The sequence below is a fragment of the Streptomyces vietnamensis genome, assembly GCF_000830005.1.
Taxonomy (GTDB): Bacteria; Actinomycetota; Actinomycetes; order Streptomycetales; family Streptomycetaceae; genus Streptomyces; species Streptomyces vietnamensis.
Genome location: NZ_CP010407.1, coordinates 3,497,470 through 3,512,623, shown reverse-complemented (window position 1 = coordinate 3,512,623; position 15,154 = coordinate 3,497,470). Strand labels below are relative to the sequence as shown.

Sequence of the window (15,154 nt, the reverse complement as noted above, 5' to 3'; positions counted from 1 at the left end):
CCCGCCCCCGCCCGCGGCTCAGTTCTTCCGGTGCCCTATCAACCGCGGCTTCTGCTCCAGACCGTCGAGCCCGTGCCACGCCAGGTTCACCAGGTGCGCCGCGACCTCCGCCTTCTTCGGCTTGCGGACGTCCAGCCACCACTGGCCCGTCAGCGCCACACTGCCCACCAGCGCCTGCGCGTACAGCGGCGCCAGCTTCGGGTCGAAGCCCCGGGCCTTGAACTCCAGACCGAGAATGTCCTCCACCTGCGTGGCGATGTCGCTGATCAGCGACGCGAACGTGCCCGTCGACTGCGCGACCGGCGAATCCCGTACGAGGATCCGGAACCCGTCGGTGTAGTTCTCGATGTAGTCGAGTAGTGCGAACGCCGCCTGCTCCAGGAGCTCCCGCGGATGCCCCGCCGTCAGCGCCCCCGTCACCCCGTCGAGGAGCTGGCGCATCTCGCGGTCGACCACGACCGCGTACAGCCCCTCCTTGCCGCCGAAGTGCTCGTACACCACCGGCTTGGAGACTCCGGCCTTCGCCGCGATCTCCTCCACCGACGTGCCCTCGAAGCCCTTCTCCGCGAAGAGCCTGCGACCGATGTCGAGCAACTGCTCCCGGCGCTCCGCGCCCGTCATCCGCACCCGGCGGCTCCGCCGGGGTTTCTGCTCTCCGCCGCTGCTGTCGGTACCGCCGGTCCTGCCCTCGATCGCCACGTCTTCCATCATGCCGCGTCTGCGGGGGCGCTCTGGCGGCGGGCTTCGATGCGGGACTTCGCCGGCCAGCGCACATCGCTCGCCCACCCCAGCTGCTCGAACCAGCGGATAAGGCGTGCACTGGAGTCGACCTGGCCCCGCAGCACCCCGTGCCGGGCCGACGTCGGGTCCGCGTGGTGCAGGTTGTGCCAGGACTCGCCGCAGGACAGCACCGCCAGCCACCACACGTTGCCCGAGCGGTCACGCGACTTGAACGGACGCTTGCCCACCGCGTGACAGATCGAGTTGATCGACCAGGTCACGTGGTGAAGCAGCGCCACCCGGACAAGGGAGCCCCAGAAGAACGCCGTGAACGCGCCCCACCACGACATCGTCACCAGACCGCCCACCAGCGGGGGGATCGCCAGCGACACGACCGTCCACAGCACGAACTGGCGCGAGATCCGCCGGATCGCCGGGTCCTTGATCAGATCGGGCGCGTACTTGTGCTGCGGCGTCTGCTCCTCGTCGAACATCCAGCCGATGTGAGCCCACCACAGGCCCTTCATCAGCGCCGGAACCGTCTCGCCGAACCGCCACGGCGAGTGCGGGTCGCCCTCCGCGTCCGAGAACTTGTGGTGCTTGCGGTGGTCCGCCACCCAGCGCACCAGCGGACCCTCCACCGCCAGCGAACCCATGATCGCGAGGGCGATCCGCAGCGGCCGCTTCGCCTTGAAGGAACCGTGCGTGAAGTACCGGTGGAAACCGATCGTGATCCCGTGGCAGCCGATGTAGTACATGACCACCATCAGCCCCAGATCCAGCCAGCTCACCCCCCAGCCCCAGGCCAGCGGCACCGCCGCGAGCAGCGCCAGGAACGGCACCGTGATGAACAGCAGCAGGGTGATCTGCTCGATCGAACGCTTGCTGTCCCCGCCCAGCGTGGCGGAGGGCAGGGCCGCGGTGTCGTCCGGCGTCGCGGACGCCGACGTCAGCTCGGGGCTCATGGTCATGGGTGTCCCTGGGGGTGAGTGAAAACAGGGGAAACGCGTCGAAGCACGAAGCCGTGGCTACGCCTCCGTAACCTACGGCGTCGTAAGTATGGCAGCGCCGTGGCGCGCGGCAAGAGGGCACAAAGAGGGGCCTGCCCGCCGCCCACCATGTGGACACCTATCCTGGGGACGTCGGACAGCGCGGTCCGCAAGCCTCCAGAACCCCTCCAGACGTGCTCAAACACTGCAAGGAGCCGCACCTGTGAGCAGTGCCGACCAGACCTCCACCGCCAGCACCGAGCTGCGCGCCGACATCCGCCGACTGGGCGATCTTCTCGGCGAGACCCTCGTGCGCCAGGAAGGCCACGAACTCCTCGACCTCGTCGAGAAGGTCCGCCGCCTCACCCGCGAGGACGGCGAGGCCGCCGCCGAGCTGCTCCGAGGCGTCGAACTCGAGACGGCCGCCAAGCTCGTGCGCGCCTTCTCCACCTACTTCCACCTCGCGAACGTCACCGAGCAGGTCCACCGCGGCCGCGAGATGCGCGAGAAGCGCGCCGCCGAGGGCGGCCTCCTCGCCCGCACCGCCGACATGCTCAAGGACGGCGACCCCGAGCACGTCCGCGAGACCGTCAAGAACCTCAACGTACGGCCCGTCTTCACCGCGCACCCCACCGAAGCCGCCCGCCGTTCCGTCCTCAACAAGCTCCGCCGCATCGCCGCCCTCCTGGAGACCCCGGTCAGCCAGTCCGAGCGGCGCCGCACCGACCTGCGGCTCGCCGAGAACATCGACCTCATCTGGCAGACCGACGAACTCCGGGTCGTCCGCCCCGAGCCCGCCGACGAGGCCCGCAACGCCATCTACTACCTCGACGAGCTGCACGCCAACGCCGTCGGCGACGTCCTGGAGGACCTCGCCGCCGAACTGGAGCGCGTCGGCGTCGAACTGCCCTCCGGCACCCGCCCCCTCACCTTCGGCACCTGGATCGGCGGCGACCGCGACGGCAACCCCAACGTCACCCCCCAGGTGACCTGGGACGTCCTGATCCTCCAGCACGAGCACGGCATCACCGACGCCCTCGAACTCGTCGACTTCCTCCGCGGACTGCTCTCCAACTCCATCCGCTACACCGGAGCCACCCAGGAACTCCTGGACTCCCTCCAGCGCGACCTGGAACTCCTCCCCGAGATCAGCCCCCGCTACAAGCGCCTCAACGCCGAGGAGCCCTACCGGCTCAAGGCCACCTGCATCCGGCAGAAGCTCGTCAACACCCGCGAGCGCCTCGCCCACGGCACCCCCCACCAGGACGGCCGCGACTACCTCGGCACCGCCGAACTCATCCGCGACCTCACCCTCATCCAGACCTCCCTGCGCGAGCACCGCGGCGCCCTCTTCGCCGACGGCCGCATGGAACGGGTCATCCGCACCCTCTCCGCCTTCGGCCTCCAGCTCGCCACCATGGACGTCCGCGAACACGCCGAGGCCCACCACCACGCCCTCGGCCAGCTCTTCGACCGCCTCGGCGAGGAGTCCTGGCGGTACGCCGACATGCCCCGCGACTACCGGCAGAAGCTCCTCGCCAAGGAACTCCGCTCCCGCCGCCCCCTCGCCCCCACCCCGGCCCCGCTCGACGCCGCCGGCGAGAAGACCCTCGGCGTCTTCCACACCATCAAGGAGTCCTTCGAGCGCTTCGGCCCCGAGGTCATCGAGTCGTACATCATCTCGATGTGCCAGGGCGCCGACGACGTCTTCGCCGCCGCCGTCCTCGCCCGCGAGGCCGGCCTCATCGACCTGCACGGAGGCTGGGCCAAGATCGGCATCGTGCCGCTCCTGGAGACCACCGACGAGCTCAAGGCCGCCGACGTCATCCTCGACGACATGCTCGCCGACCCCTCCTACCGGCGCCTCGTCTCGCTCCGCGGCGACGTCCAGGAGGTCATGCTCGGCTACTCCGACTCCTCCAAGTTCGGCGGCATCACCACCAGCCAGTGGGAGATCCACCGCGCCCAGCGCCGCCTCCGCGACGTCGCCCACCGCTACGGCGTCCGCCTGCGCCTCTTCCACGGCCGCGGCGGCACCGTCGGCCGCGGCGGCGGCCCCTCGCACGACGCGATCCTCGCCCAGCCCTGGGGCACCCTGGAGGGCGAGATCAAGGTGACCGAGCAGGGCGAGGTCATCTCCGACAAGTACCTGATCCCGTCGCTGGCCCGCGAGAACCTGGAACTGACGGTCGCCGCCACGCTCCAGGCCTCCGCCCTGCACACCGCCCCGCGCCAGTCCGACGAGGCCCTCGCCCGCTGGGACGCGGCCATGGACACCGTCTCCGACGCCGCCCACACCGCGTACCGCAGGCTCGTCGAGGACCCCGACCTCCCCGCGTACTTCTTCGCCGCCACCCCCGTCGACCAGCTCGCCGACCTCCACCTCGGCTCCAGGCCCTCCCGCCGGCCCGACTCCGGCGCGGGACTCGACGGACTCCGCGCCATCCCCTGGGTGTTCGGCTGGACCCAGTCCCGCCAGATCGTCCCCGGCTGGTACGGCGTCGGCTCCGGCCTCAAGGCCCTGCGCGAGGCCGGCCTCGACGCCGTCCTCGGCGAGATGCACGAGCGGTGGGGCTTCTTCCGCAACTTCCTCTCCAACGTGGAGATGACGCTCGCCAAGACGGACCTGCGGATCGCCCGCCACTACGTCGACACCCTGGTCCCCGAGAACCTCAAGCACGTCTTCGACACCATCGAGGCCGAACACGCGCTGACCGTCGCCGAGGTCCTCAAGGTCACCGGCGGCGAGAAGCTCCTCGACTCCAACCCGGTCCTCCAGCAGACCTTCGCCATCCGCGACGCCTACCTGGACCCGATCTCCTACCTCCAGGTCGCCCTCCTCGCCCGCCAGCGCGCGGCCGCCGAGCGCGGCGAAGACCCGGACCCGCTGCTCGCACGGGCCCTGCTCCTCACCGTGAACGGCGTGGCCGCGGGCCTCCGCAACACCGGCTGACGGTCCTTCCGTACGCATGACAGAGCCCCCGCCGGGGAATCCGGCGGGGGCTCCGTCGTCCTACGCGGTACGTCAGTTCTGGGTGGCCTTGCGACGGCGGGTCACCAGGACCGCACCGGCGGCCGCGAGGGCCAGGGCGGCGGCGGCGAGGATGCCGACCGGCGCGCTGGAACCCGTCTCGGCGAGGTTGCCCTCACCCTTGGTGTCGCCGGTGGCCGAACCGCCGGCGGTGGAACCGCCGTTGGCGGACTCACCCGAGGTCGAACCGCCGGCGGTCGAACCACCGGTGGTCTGCTCGCCCGTGGTGGAGCCACCCGTGGCCGTGTCGCCACCGGTGGTGGAGGTCCCGCCGGTCGTGGTCTCACCGGTGGTGGAACCGCCCGTGGAGGTGGTCTCGCCGGTGGTGGAGCCACCCGTGGTCTGCTCACCGGTCGTGGAACCGCCGGTGGTCTGCTCGCCGGTCGTGGAACCGCCCGTGGTCTGCTCACCGGTGGTGCCGCCGGTCGACTCTTCCTCGCAGTCGACCCAGAACACCTTGTGCTTGCCGGTGTTGCCCTTCTCGTTGTCGAACTTCCAGTCCAGCTTGTAGTGGCCGTCCGGAAGAGACAGGTCGGCGGTGCGCTCGTGACCGGTGCCGTCCAGGGTCAGCGAGCCGGAGGTGCCTTCCAGGTCCTTCGTCGGCGCCTGGCCCGTGATGGTCCAGTCGACCTTCTGTGCACCGTCGAACTTGAAGCCGTCGAGGTAGAAGGTGCAGACGTGGGGCTCATTCTTCATGAGCTCTTCGCCGGTCTTGGCGTCGTGGATCTTCACCGTGCCGTTGTCGCCGTTGGGGTTCTTGGGACCCTGCGAGGCGAAGGCGGTGGGGGCGAGGATCACGGAGCCCGCCATGGCCGCGACAAGAGCGGCTGCGGGGATGAGGGAGCGTCGCATAGTCGTCCATCTGTGGGATGAGGATGCCGTGGGAGGTGGCTGGGGCAGCCTATCCATCGCTTTAAGCCAGGTTTAAGCCAGAGGTCCATAACGATTGGCCCAGGAAAGGGGTTTAAACGGGTCAGAGCGCCAAGAACGTCGCCACCAACACCGCCCCGCCAACCCCCGCCAGCGACCACGCCGTTCGCGGCAGCCGCATCCCGCCGCCCACCAACGGCGCCGCGAGCAACAGCGCCCCGCCCAACGGAAGCCAGGCGTGCAGGCCGCCGCCCCAGCCCGTCCGCACCCCCTCGTCCGTACCCGGCTTCACCACCACCGGGATCGTCGCGCCCTTCTCCGCCGCCACCGAGTGCACGATCGTCAGCGTCCGGCGCGTCGACGACGGATCCTCCGGGGCGTACCGGCCACTGCACGTGTCGTCGGTGCAATCGGTCACCGTCAGCGTCCCGTGCTCCCGGCCCTTCGCGAGCAGGACGTGCTGGGCGGAGTTCCACGAGGCCCAGGCACCCGCGACGACGAGGAACAGGGCGACCAGCGCCACGGCTGCGGTACGGACGTGCGTCATGACCCGCGATCGTACAGTCGTACTGCGCCGCGACCGCCGGCCCTACGAGTTGTACGCCGACTGGGCCCGCTCCAGGCCCTCCGCCACCAGACACTCCACCGAGTCCGCCGCCCGGTCCACGAACCACTCCAGGTCCTTGCGCTCCGTCGACGAGAAGTCCTTCAGGACGAAGTCCGCCACCTGCATCCGGCCCGGCGGACGCCCGATCCCGCACCGCACCCGGTGGTACTCCGCACCCATCGCCTTCGTCATCGACTTCAGACCGTTGTGCCCGTTGTCGCCGCCGCCCAGCTTCAGCCGCAGCACCCCGTAGTCGATGTCCAGCTCGTCGTGGATCGCCACCACGTGCGCCGTCGGCACCTTGTAGAAGTCCCGCAGGGCCGTCACCGGACCGCCCGAGAGATTCATGTACGACATCGGCTTCGCGAGGATCACCCGGCGGCTCGAAGGCCCGGGGGGCCCCATCCGGCCCTCCACGACCTGCGCCTGCGCCTTCTGCGCCCGCTTGAACGAGCCGCGGATCCGGTCCGCGAGCAGGTCCACGACCATGAAGCCGATGTTGTGGCGGTTGGCGGCGTACTCGGGCCCCGGGTTGCCGAGACCGACGATCAGCCAGGGGGCGTTCGCGTCGTCCGTCATGTGCGCAGCTCTCCTCGTATCCGGTATCCGCGTGTCCGGGTGTTCGTACAAGATCCGTACAAGAGAAACGGGGTGACGGGCCCGTACGGCCCATCACCCCGTCACGTCAGGCAGAGCCTACGGCTCAGGCCTCGGCGCCCTCGGCGGCCTCGCCCTCGGCGGCCGGCTCCTCGGCCTGCGCGGCCAGGACCTGCAGGACGACGGCGTCGGCGTCGGTCACCAGGGTGGCACCCTTCGGGAGGGTGATGTCCTTCGCGAGGACGGAGGCGCCGGCCTCCAGGCCCTCGACGGAGACCGTGACGGCCTCGGGGAGGTGGGTGGCCTCGGCCTCGACGGACAGGGTGCCGAGCACGTGCTCCAGCAGGTTGCCGCCGGCGGCCAGCTCACCCTCGGCCTGGACCGGGATCTCGACCGTGACCTTCTCGCCGCGCTTCACGAGGAGCAGGTCGACGTGGATCAGGAAGCCCTTGATGGCGTCACGCTGGACGGCCTTCGGGATCGCCAGCTCGTTCTTGCCCTCGATGTCCAGGGAGAGCAGGACGTTCGGCGTACGCAGGGCGAGGCCGAGGTCGTGGGCCGGGAGGGTGATGTGGGCCGGCTCCGAGCCGTGGCCGTAGACGACGGCGGGAACCTGGGCGGCACGGCGGATCGAGCGGGCGGCGCCCTTGCCGAACTCGGTACGGACGGAAGCGGCGAGCTTGACCTCGGACATGTTGCACTCCTCGTAGAAGGTGACGAAAAAGGTGGTCACCCGGCCACGACTGGCGATGGCCTGCTACGAAGAGCGCGTCGATAACGGACCGCCGTGACCCTCTACGGGCACGGCCTCCCTCGCCGAGCAACTACGGCAGTCTACCGGCCACCCGCCGTCCCACCCAATTGGATCAACCCGGGGGCCGGGCCGTACCGCCCGGTGGCGTCATCCGCTGCGTCATCGGAGCGGCATGCGCGACGAGCAGGCGTCGAATCCGGCCGGCCCAGGGAGAACCACGTCGCGGGCGTCGACGGAAGACGCCACCTCGCGACGGAGGAGACATGCCCAGGAGAACCGGTCCCGTTGTCCGTGCACTCGCACTCTTGTCGGCCGCCTCGGTGATACTCGCCGCACCGACCGCGTCCGCGCAGGACGGGCCGTCCGTGCCCCGGTCCGCGGCGGAGAACACGGACCTGTGGTTCGTCGAACTCCAGAGCCCGCCGACGGCGGACGGCGCCCGCATGAGCACGACCAGGGACGAGAAGGACGCGTTCCGCAGGGAGGCCCGGAGGAGAGGGCTGAAGTTCACCGAGCGCCGGTCCTTCGACACCCTCTGGAACGGACTCTCGATCAAGATCGCCGGCTCGCAGCTCGACACCCTGTCCCAGATGCGGGGCGTCAAGGCGATCTACCCGGTCGGCACCGTCGCGCTTCCCCCGAGGAAGAAGCCCGCCGCACCCCGGCTGGCCACCGCGATCGCCATGACCGGCGCCGACGTCGCGCAGAACGAGCTCGGGCTCACCGGCGCCGGCGTGAAGGTCGGCGTGATCGACACCGGCATCGACTACGACCACCCGGACCTCGGCGGCTGCTTCGGCCCCGGCTGCCGCGTCGTCGGCGGATACGACTTCGTCGGCGACGCCTTCACCGGCGGGGACGCGACCCCCGTCCCGGACGCCAACCCCGACGACTGCGACGGCCACGGCACCCACGTGGCCGGCATCGTCGGGGCCAAGGGCCAGGTCACCGGCGTCGCACCCGACGTCACCTTCCGCGCGTACAAGGTCTTCGGATGCGAGGGCGAGACGACCGACGACGTCGTCCTGCAGTCGCTGGAGCGGGCCTACGCCGACCGGGTGAACGTGGTCAACATGTCCATCGGCTTCGACTTCGCCTGGCCGACGCACCCCGTCGCCCAGGGCGCCGACCGACTCGTCCGCAGGGGCGTCCCGGTCGTCGCGTCCATCGGGAACAACGGCACGAACGGCCTCTACTCCGCCGGCGCCCCCGGCGTCGGCAACCAGGTCATCGGCGTCGCCTCCTTCGACAACACGCACACCAACCTGCCGTACTTCACCATCACCCCGGACGGCACCAAGATCGGATACGAGCCCCTCCAGGGCACACCGCCGCCGCCCACCAGCGGCAGCTTCCCCATGGCCCGGACCGGCACGCCCACCACGGCCGACGACGCCTGCGACCCCCTGCCGGCCGGCAGCCTCACCGGCAAGGTCGCCCTCGTCCGGCGCGGCACCTGCCCCTTCCACACCAAGGCACGCAACGCCGAGCTCGCTGGAGCGACCGGCGTCGTGATCTACAACAACAGGCCGGGACGCTTCTCCGGCAGCGCCCCCGGCGAACCCGCCCTGACCATCCCCGTGGTCGGTGTCTCGGACACCGAGGGCGCCCTGATCGACGGCCGGCTGGCCGCCGGACCGGTCACCATGACCTGGACCGCGGACAGGGCCGCGTTCCCGAACGCCACCGGCAACCAGATCTCGGACTTCAGCTCGTACGGGCCGACCCCCGACCTCGTGCTCAAGCCCGACCTCGGCGCCCCCGGCGGCTTCATCCGCTCCACCTTCCCCGTCGAAAAGGGCGGCTACGCCACGCTCAGCGGCACCTCCATGTCGTCCCCGCACGTCGCCGGCGGCGTCGCCCTGCTGCTGCAGGCCAAACCCGGCACGCCCCCCGGGACCGTGCGCACCCTCCTGCAGAACACCGCCGACCCGAAACCGCAGGCCGGCGCCGCCGGCGCCCTGGACAACGTGCACCGCCAGGGCGGCGGCATGCTCGACATCCCCGGCGCGGTCCTCGCGAAGGCGCGGATCGAACCGAGCAAGCTCTCGCTCGGCGAGAGCCAGGCAGGACCCGCCGCCCGGACCCTCACGGTCCGCAACCAGACCAACGTGGCGCGGACGTACCAGCTCACCCACGCGCCCGCACGGGCCACCGGACCGAACACCTACCAGGTCACCCAGCACGACGCGGCGGCCGGCGTCGCCTTCACCTCGGGCGGGAACCCCGTCACCCAGGTGACCGTGCCGCCCGGCGGCAGCGCCACCGTCACCGCCACGATCACGGCGCCCGCCTCGCTCGCGGACCGCGGACTCTACGGCGGCTACCTGACCTTCACCGACACCCAGGACCCCGGCCAGGTCTTCCGCGTCCCCTACACCGGCTTCAAGGGCGACTACCAGTCGATCCCGGTCCTGACCCCGACCGCCAACGGCTTCCCCTGGCTCGCCCGACTGACCGGGACGGACTTCCAGAAGGTGCCGCCGGCCTCCGCGACCTTCTCGATGGCCGGCGCGCAGAACATCCCGTACGTGCTCGCCCACCTCGACCACCCGGCGCGCCGACTGCGCGTCGACGTCTTCCAGGCCGACAACGGCCGCAACTGGGGCAGGGCGGTCGACCTGCAGTACCTCGCGCGCGACGCCGCGCAGGACGACTTCTACTACTTCCCCTTCAACGGTGAGACGAGGAGGGGCAACACGCCGGTCACCGTGCCCAACGGGCAGTACGTCCTGCGGCTGACCGTACTGAAGGCGCTCGGCACCGGCCCGGCCGACACCGAGACCTTCACGTCGCCGGTCTTCACCATCGCCCGGTAGACGGTCCGCAGAAACCGGAAGGGCCGCCTCCCACGGGAGGCGGCCCTTCTCTCGGTCATGCGTGCAAGCCTACGGCTCAGTGCTCCTCGAAGAGGCTCGTCACCGAACCGTCCTCGAACACCTCGCGCACCGCGCGCGCGATCGTCGGCGCGATCGAAAGCACCGTGATCTTGTCGAGCTCAAGGGCGCCCGGCACCGGCAGCGTGTCCGTGAACACGAACTCGCTCACCTTGGAGTTCTTCAGCCGGTCCGCGGCCGGACCCGACAGGATGCCGTGCGTGGCCGTCACGATGACGTCCTCGGCACCGTGCGCGAACAGCGCGTCGGCGGCGGCGCAGATCGTGCCACCCGTGTCGACCATGTCGTCCACCAGGACACACACACGGCCCTTCACGTCACCGACGACCTCGTGCACCGTCACCTGGTTCGCGACGTCCTTGTCACGGCGCTTGTGCACGATCGCGAGCGGCGCGTCCAGACGGTCGCACCAACGGTCGGCGACCCGCACGCGACCCGCGTCCGGAGACACGATCGTCAGCTTCTCGCGGTCGACCTTCGCACCCACGTAGTCCGCCAGGACCGGAAGGGCCGACAGGTGGTCCACCGGACCGTCGAAGAAGCCCTGGATCTGGTCCGTGTGCAGGTCCACGGTCAGGATGCGGTCCGCACCCGCCGTCTTCAGCAGGTCCGCCACCAGACGCGCCGAGATCGGCTCGCGACCACGGTGCTTCTTGTCCTGACGGGCGTAGCCGTACGACGGAATGATCACGGTGATGCTCCGGGCGGAAGCCCGCTTCAGAGCATCGATCATGATCAGCTGCTCCATGATCCACTTGTTGATCGGAGCCGTGTGGCTCTGGATCAGGAAGCAGTCCGCGCCGCGCGCCGACTCCTGGAAGCGGACGTAGATCTCACCGTTGGCGAAGTCGAACGCCTTGGTCGGAACGAGACCGACGCCCAGCTGGTGCGCGACCTCCTCGGCCAGCTCGGGGTGGGCGCGGCCGGAGAAGAGCATCAGCTTCTTCTCGCCGGTCGTCTTGATCCCGGTCACAGCACTGTCTCCTCAGACGTGTTCTCTGGCCGCGATCCCGCGCCTTCCGAGCGCATGTGCGTGCCAGCCGAATTTGTGTGCACGTATCACGGTACGCCGAGTTCGACGTACCCGTTTCCGGTCAGCTTTCGCCGGCGGACTCCTCAGAGGCGACCTGAGCGGCCTGCGCGGCAGCACTGCCGGGCCGCTTCCGGGCCACCCAACCCTCGATATTCCGCTGCTGGCCCCGGGCCACGGCGAGCGAACCGGCCGGCACGTCCTTCGTGATCACGGACCCCGCGGCGGTGTAGGCCCCGTCCCCGATGGTGATGGGAGCCACAAACATGTTGTCCGAACCCGTACGGCAGTGAGAGCCGATCGTGGTGTGGTGCTTCGCCTCGCCGTCGTAGTTCACGAACACGCTCGCGGCGCCGATGTTCGTGTACTCGCCGATCGTCGCGTCGCCCACGTACGACAGGTGGGGGACCTTCGTGCCCTCGCCGATCGTCGCGTTCTTCATCTCGACGTACGTACCGGCCTTCGACTTCTTCCCGAGGTTCGTCCCCGGACGGAGGTACGCGAACGGCCCCACGGACGCGCTCTCACCGATCACGGCGGAGAAGGCCACGGTGTTGTCCACCCGCGCGCCCTTGCCCACGGTGACGTCCGTCAGGCGCGTGTTCGGGCCGACCACCGCGTCCTCGGCGATGTGCGTGGCCCCGTGCAGCTGCGTACCCGGCAGGATCACCGCGTCGGCCTCGAAGGTCACGGTCACGTCCACGAAGACGGACGCGGGGTCCACGACGGTCACACCGGCCATCATGGCCCGCTCGAGCAGCCGCTGGTTCAGCAGGGCACGGGCCTCGGAGAGCTGCACCCGGTTGTTGATCCCCAGGATCTCGCGGTGGTCACCGGCGAGCGACGCCCCCACCCGGTGACCGGCCTCACGGAGGATCGACAGCACGTCGGTGAGGTACTCCTCGCCCTGGCTGTTGTCCGTCCGCACCTGACCCAGGGCCTCGGCGAGCAGCTTCCCGTCGAACGCGAACACACCGGAGTTGATCTCCCGGATCGCGAGCTGGGCGGCGGAGGCGTCCTTGTGCTCGACGATCTCGGTGACGGCACCGTCGGCGTCCCGCACGATCCGCCCGTACCCGGTGGAGTCCGGAACCTCGGCGGTCAGCACGGTCACGGCGTTGCGGTCGGCGGCGTGGGTGTCGGCGAGGGCCTTGAGCGTCTCCCCGGACAGCAGCGGAGTGTCACCGCAGACGACCACGATGGTCCCCTCGGGCACCTCGACGAGCTCCTCCAGCGCCATCCGCACCGCATGCCCGGTGCCGTTCTGCTGCTCCTGGACGGCGGTCCGGGTCCCGGCGTAGTACGCGTCGAGGTGCTCCTTCACGAGCTCCCGGGCGTGCCCGACGACGACGACGAGGTGCTCGGGCTCCAGCTCCCGGGCGGCGGACACGACGTGCCCGACGAGCGAACGCCCGGCGATCTCGTGCAGGACCTTGGGGGTCTTCGACTTCATGCGGGTGCCCTCACCCGCTGCGAGGACGACGACGGCTGCCGGGCGGTTGGCGCTCACGGGAATGCCCTTCGGCTTTGGGTGGTGGACCCACGCAGGATACCGGGGGGCAAGGAGGCGGACATGAGTGCGGGTCCTGACCTGGACGGTCAGGACCCGCACTGGTGGGCTCCCGGAGAAGGATTCGAACCCTCATTCAATGGACCAAAACCATTTGTCCTGCCCTTAGACGATCCGGGATGGTTCGCCAGCAATGCCCGATTCCCTGTTGGGGTAATCGGGACGGCCCCTACTATGCCGCACCGGACCCCCTCGATGCGACGGTACGGATCGGCGCTCCCGAGGATTTGGATCACGAGGCAGCCGTGGCCGGGGCGGCCTCGCCCGTAGGGTGGTGGGTATGACCACAACGGGGGCAGATCGGGACGCCGAGGGCGTCGGGAGTTGGTGGTGGTGGGGGAGACGGCGGAGTGCCGTCCTCGATGTCGGGCTCGCGGCCGTGTCCGCGCTGGAGTGTGCCGTCGAGGGTGTCGGGTTCGCCGACAAGGCTTCGCTGCCCGTGCCCGTGGGGGTGCTGTTCGGGCTGGTCGTCGGGGCCGTGCTGCTCGTGCGGCGGCGGTGGCCGATCGTCGTCGTGCTCGTGTCGATCGCCGTCGCGCCCGCCGAGATGGGCTTCTTCATGGGGATCGTCGGGCTGTACTCGCTCGCCGCCTCCGACGTGCCCCGGCGGATCACGGCCGCTCTCGCCGGGATGTCGACGCTCGCCGTGTTCGTCGTGACCGTCGTGCGGATGCGGCAGGACGTGGCCCAGGCCGATGTCGGGCCGCCGGACATCGATCCCAGTGGCTGGTACGTGCCGAGCGTCGCGCTCTTCATGACGCTCGGGCTCAACGCGCCGCCGGTTCTCTTCGGGCTCTACATAGGGGCCCGGCGCCGGCTCATGGAGAGTCTGCGGGAGCGGGCGGACTCGCTGGAGCAGGAGCTTTCGCTGCTCGCGGATCGGGCCGAGCAGCGGGCGCAGTGGGCGCGGCAGGAGGAGCGGACGCGGATCGCGCGGGAGATGCATGACGTCGTGGCGCACCGGGTGTCGTTGATGGTGGTGCATGCGGCGGCGTTGCAGGCGGTCGCCTTGAAGGATCCGCAGAAGGCCGTGCGGAACGCGGCCTTGGTCGGGGACATGGGGCGGCAGGCCTTGACCGAGTTGCGGGAGATGTTGGGGGTGCTCCGGGAGGAGGCCGTTCCTGCCGCTCCTGCCGCCGTTCCCCTGGCCGCCGTGGGGCGGGCCGCTGCTGCCGCTGCCGAGGCCGCCGCCGAGGACGGGCCCTGTCTGGATGCCCTGGAGGCCCTGTGTGAGCAGTCGCGGCTGGCGGGGGCGGCCGTGGAGCTGGTGGTGGTCGGTGCGGCGCGTCCGTATGCCCCGGAGGTGGAGCGGACGGCGTACCGGGTGGTGCAGGAGGCGTTGACGAACGTCCACAAGCATGCGGCGGGGGCGAAGGTCGTGGTGCGGCTGGCGCATCGGGATGCCGAGGTCGCGATGCAGGTGGAGAACGGGCCCTCCGATGCCGCGGTGGCCGATGCGGGGCTGCCGAGCGGTGGGAACGGTCTGGTCGGGATGCGGGAGCGGGTCGTGCGTCTCGGGGGTGTGTTCGTGTCCGGGTCCACCGATGCGGGTGGGTTCAAGGTGTCGGCGGTGTTGCCGACGGGGTCCGCCTAGCCCGCCGTAAGGCGGGTCGGCTGGGCTCCTGTGATCAGGGTGGACAGGGCCGCGTCGATGTCCCGGCCGAGGTACCAGTCGCCCGCGTGGTCGAGGCTGTAGACGCGGCCTTCGATGTCCATGGCGAGGACGGCCTGGTGTTCGCCCTCCTCGCCGAGCGGGGCGAGCTCCGTGTCGAGGGCGCGGCCCAGGTCGGCCAGCGTGCGGGAGAGGTGGAGTCCGGCGAGGGGGTCGAAGCGGACGGCGGCGGGTGCTATCTGCCGGCCGTGGCCGGGTGCGGTGATGCGCAGGCCGCCGAATTCGGCCCAGGCTTCGACGGCGGCGGGGAAGACGCTGTGCCGGTGGCCCGCGGGGGAGATGTGGGCGCGCAGGGTGTCGGCCCATTCTTCGGCGAGCTTGATGTCCCAGCGGCCGGGCTGCCAGCCGGCCTCGCGGAGGGCGGCGTCGACGTTGACCGGGAAGCGGGTGGTGCTGAGGTGGTCGGGCATGGGTGTG

General features: G+C 70.3%; 12 protein-coding genes and 1 tRNA gene. 3 read left to right on the top strand and 10 right to left on the bottom strand.

Annotated elements, in window-relative coordinates:
- Nucleotides 1-18 precede the first annotated feature (18 nt).
- On the bottom strand, nucleotides 19-708 hold the full coding sequence (locus SVTN_RS15490; protein ID WP_041129629.1) for a TetR/AcrR family transcriptional regulator: 690 nt from the start codon (nucleotides 706-708) through the stop codon (nucleotides 19-21).
- The gene (locus SVTN_RS15485) at nucleotides 708-1,691 is read right to left on the bottom strand and encodes an acyl-CoA desaturase (protein ID WP_174518260.1); all 984 of its coding nucleotides are present in this window, start codon (nucleotides 1,689-1,691) and stop codon (nucleotides 708-710) included. The genes SVTN_RS15490 and SVTN_RS15485 overlap by 1 nt, the downstream gene beginning before the upstream one ends.
- Before the next feature lie 241 nt (nucleotides 1,692-1,932).
- Here SVTN_RS15485 and ppc point away from each other — a divergent pair, with 241 nt between their 5' ends.
- Nucleotides 1,933-4,662 carry a phosphoenolpyruvate carboxylase gene (gene ppc, locus SVTN_RS15480; RefSeq protein WP_041129628.1) on the top strand — a complete coding sequence of 910 codons (2,730 nt, stop codon included), beginning with the start codon at nucleotides 1,933-1,935 and terminating at the stop codon, nucleotides 4,660-4,662.
- A gap of 72 nt (nucleotides 4,663-4,734) precedes the next feature.
- Here the strand turns inward: ppc and SVTN_RS15475 are convergent, their stop codons facing one another.
- The 4 genes from SVTN_RS15475 to SVTN_RS15460 all read right to left on the bottom strand — a co-directional run bounded on the left by SVTN_RS15475 (nucleotide 4,735) and on the right by SVTN_RS15460 (nucleotide 7,508).
- Nucleotides 4,735-5,592 (bottom strand): LPXTG cell wall anchor domain-containing protein, encoded by an 858-nt coding sequence (locus tag SVTN_RS15475; protein ID WP_041129627.1) that lies wholly within the window; start codon nucleotides 5,590-5,592, stop codon nucleotides 4,735-4,737.
- Between the two features lie 121 nt (nucleotides 5,593-5,713).
- Nucleotides 5,714-6,157, bottom strand: coding sequence for a hypothetical protein (locus tag SVTN_RS15470; RefSeq protein WP_041129626.1), 444 nt, complete (start codon nucleotides 6,155-6,157; stop codon nucleotides 5,714-5,716).
- Nucleotides 6,158-6,199: 42 nt separating this feature from the next.
- Complete coding sequence (gene pth, locus SVTN_RS15465) at nucleotides 6,200-6,796, bottom strand: aminoacyl-tRNA hydrolase (protein WP_041129625.1); 597 nt, start codon at nucleotides 6,794-6,796, stop codon at nucleotides 6,200-6,202.
- 124 nt (nucleotides 6,797-6,920) lie between these two features.
- Nucleotides 6,921-7,508: a 50S ribosomal protein L25/general stress protein Ctc gene (locus SVTN_RS15460; protein WP_041133919.1), complete on the bottom strand. Its 588-nt coding sequence runs from the start codon at nucleotides 7,506-7,508 to the stop codon at nucleotides 6,921-6,923.
- Nucleotides 7,509-7,933: 425 nt separating this feature from the next.
- Between SVTN_RS15460 and SVTN_RS15455 the strand changes: the two genes are divergently transcribed.
- Entirely contained in the window at nucleotides 7,934-10,387 is a 2,454-nt protein-coding gene (locus tag SVTN_RS15455) for a S8 family peptidase (protein WP_245727549.1), read from the top strand.
- A gap of 76 nt (nucleotides 10,388-10,463) precedes the next feature.
- On the opposite strand, the gene SVTN_RS15450 is transcribed toward SVTN_RS15455, so the two are convergent.
- The 3 genes from SVTN_RS15450 to SVTN_RS15440 form a co-directional block, all read right to left on the bottom strand.
- Nucleotides 10,464-11,438, bottom strand: coding sequence for a ribose-phosphate diphosphokinase (locus SVTN_RS15450; protein ID WP_030690291.1), 975 nt, complete (start codon nucleotides 11,436-11,438; stop codon nucleotides 10,464-10,466).
- A 121-nt stretch (nucleotides 11,439-11,559) separates the two neighbouring features.
- Nucleotides 11,560-13,005, bottom strand: coding sequence for a bifunctional UDP-N-acetylglucosamine diphosphorylase/glucosamine-1-phosphate N-acetyltransferase GlmU (glmU, locus tag SVTN_RS15445; protein WP_041129623.1), 1,446 nt, complete (start codon nucleotides 13,003-13,005; stop codon nucleotides 11,560-11,562).
- Nucleotides 13,006-13,114: 109 nt separating this feature from the next.
- Nucleotides 13,115-13,185 (bottom strand) — tRNA-Gln (locus tag SVTN_RS15440).
- Nucleotides 13,186-13,345: 160 nt separating this feature from the next.
- Here SVTN_RS15440 and SVTN_RS15435 point away from each other — a divergent pair.
- Nucleotides 13,346-14,659, top strand: a complete 1,314-nt coding sequence (locus SVTN_RS15435) for a sensor histidine kinase (protein WP_041129622.1) — start codon at nucleotides 13,346-13,348, stop codon at nucleotides 14,657-14,659.
- On the opposite strand, the gene SVTN_RS15430 is transcribed toward SVTN_RS15435, so the two are convergent.
- A complete protein-coding gene (locus tag SVTN_RS15430; RefSeq protein WP_041129621.1) occupies nucleotides 14,656-15,147 on the bottom strand; it encodes an SUKH-3 domain-containing protein in 492 nt (163 codons plus the stop codon). The genes SVTN_RS15435 and SVTN_RS15430 overlap by 4 nt on opposite strands.
- Between the last annotated feature and the right edge of the window lie 7 nt (nucleotides 15,148-15,154).

Excerpts from the sequence above, each read along its gene's own strand:
- SVTN_RS15490 (WP_041129629.1), bottom strand. The coding sequence starts at position 708 with ATGGAAGACGTGGCGATCGAGGGCAGGACCGGCGGTACCGACAGCAGC.
- SVTN_RS15485 (WP_174518260.1), bottom strand. The coding sequence starts at position 1,691 with ATGACCATGAGCCCCGAGCTGACGTCGGCGTCCGCGACGCCGGACGAC.
- SVTN_RS15475 (WP_041129627.1), bottom strand. The coding sequence starts at position 5,592 with ATGCGACGCTCCCTCATCCCCGCAGCCGCTCTTGTCGCGGCCATGGCG.
- SVTN_RS15470 (WP_041129626.1), bottom strand. The coding sequence starts at position 6,157 with ATGACGCACGTCCGTACCGCAGCCGTGGCGCTGGTCGCCCTGTTCCTC.
- pth (WP_041129625.1), bottom strand. The coding sequence starts at position 6,796 with ATGACGGACGACGCGAACGCCCCCTGGCTGATCGTCGGTCTCGGCAAC.
- SVTN_RS15460 (WP_041133919.1), bottom strand. The coding sequence starts at position 7,508 with ATGTCCGAGGTCAAGCTCGCCGCTTCCGTCCGTACCGAGTTCGGCAAG.
- SVTN_RS15435 (WP_041129622.1), top strand. The coding sequence starts at position 13,346 with ATGACCACAACGGGGGCAGATCGGGACGCCGAGGGCGTCGGGAGTTGG.
- SVTN_RS15430 (WP_041129621.1), bottom strand. The coding sequence starts at position 15,147 with ATGCCCGACCACCTCAGCACCACCCGCTTCCCGGTCAACGTCGACGCC.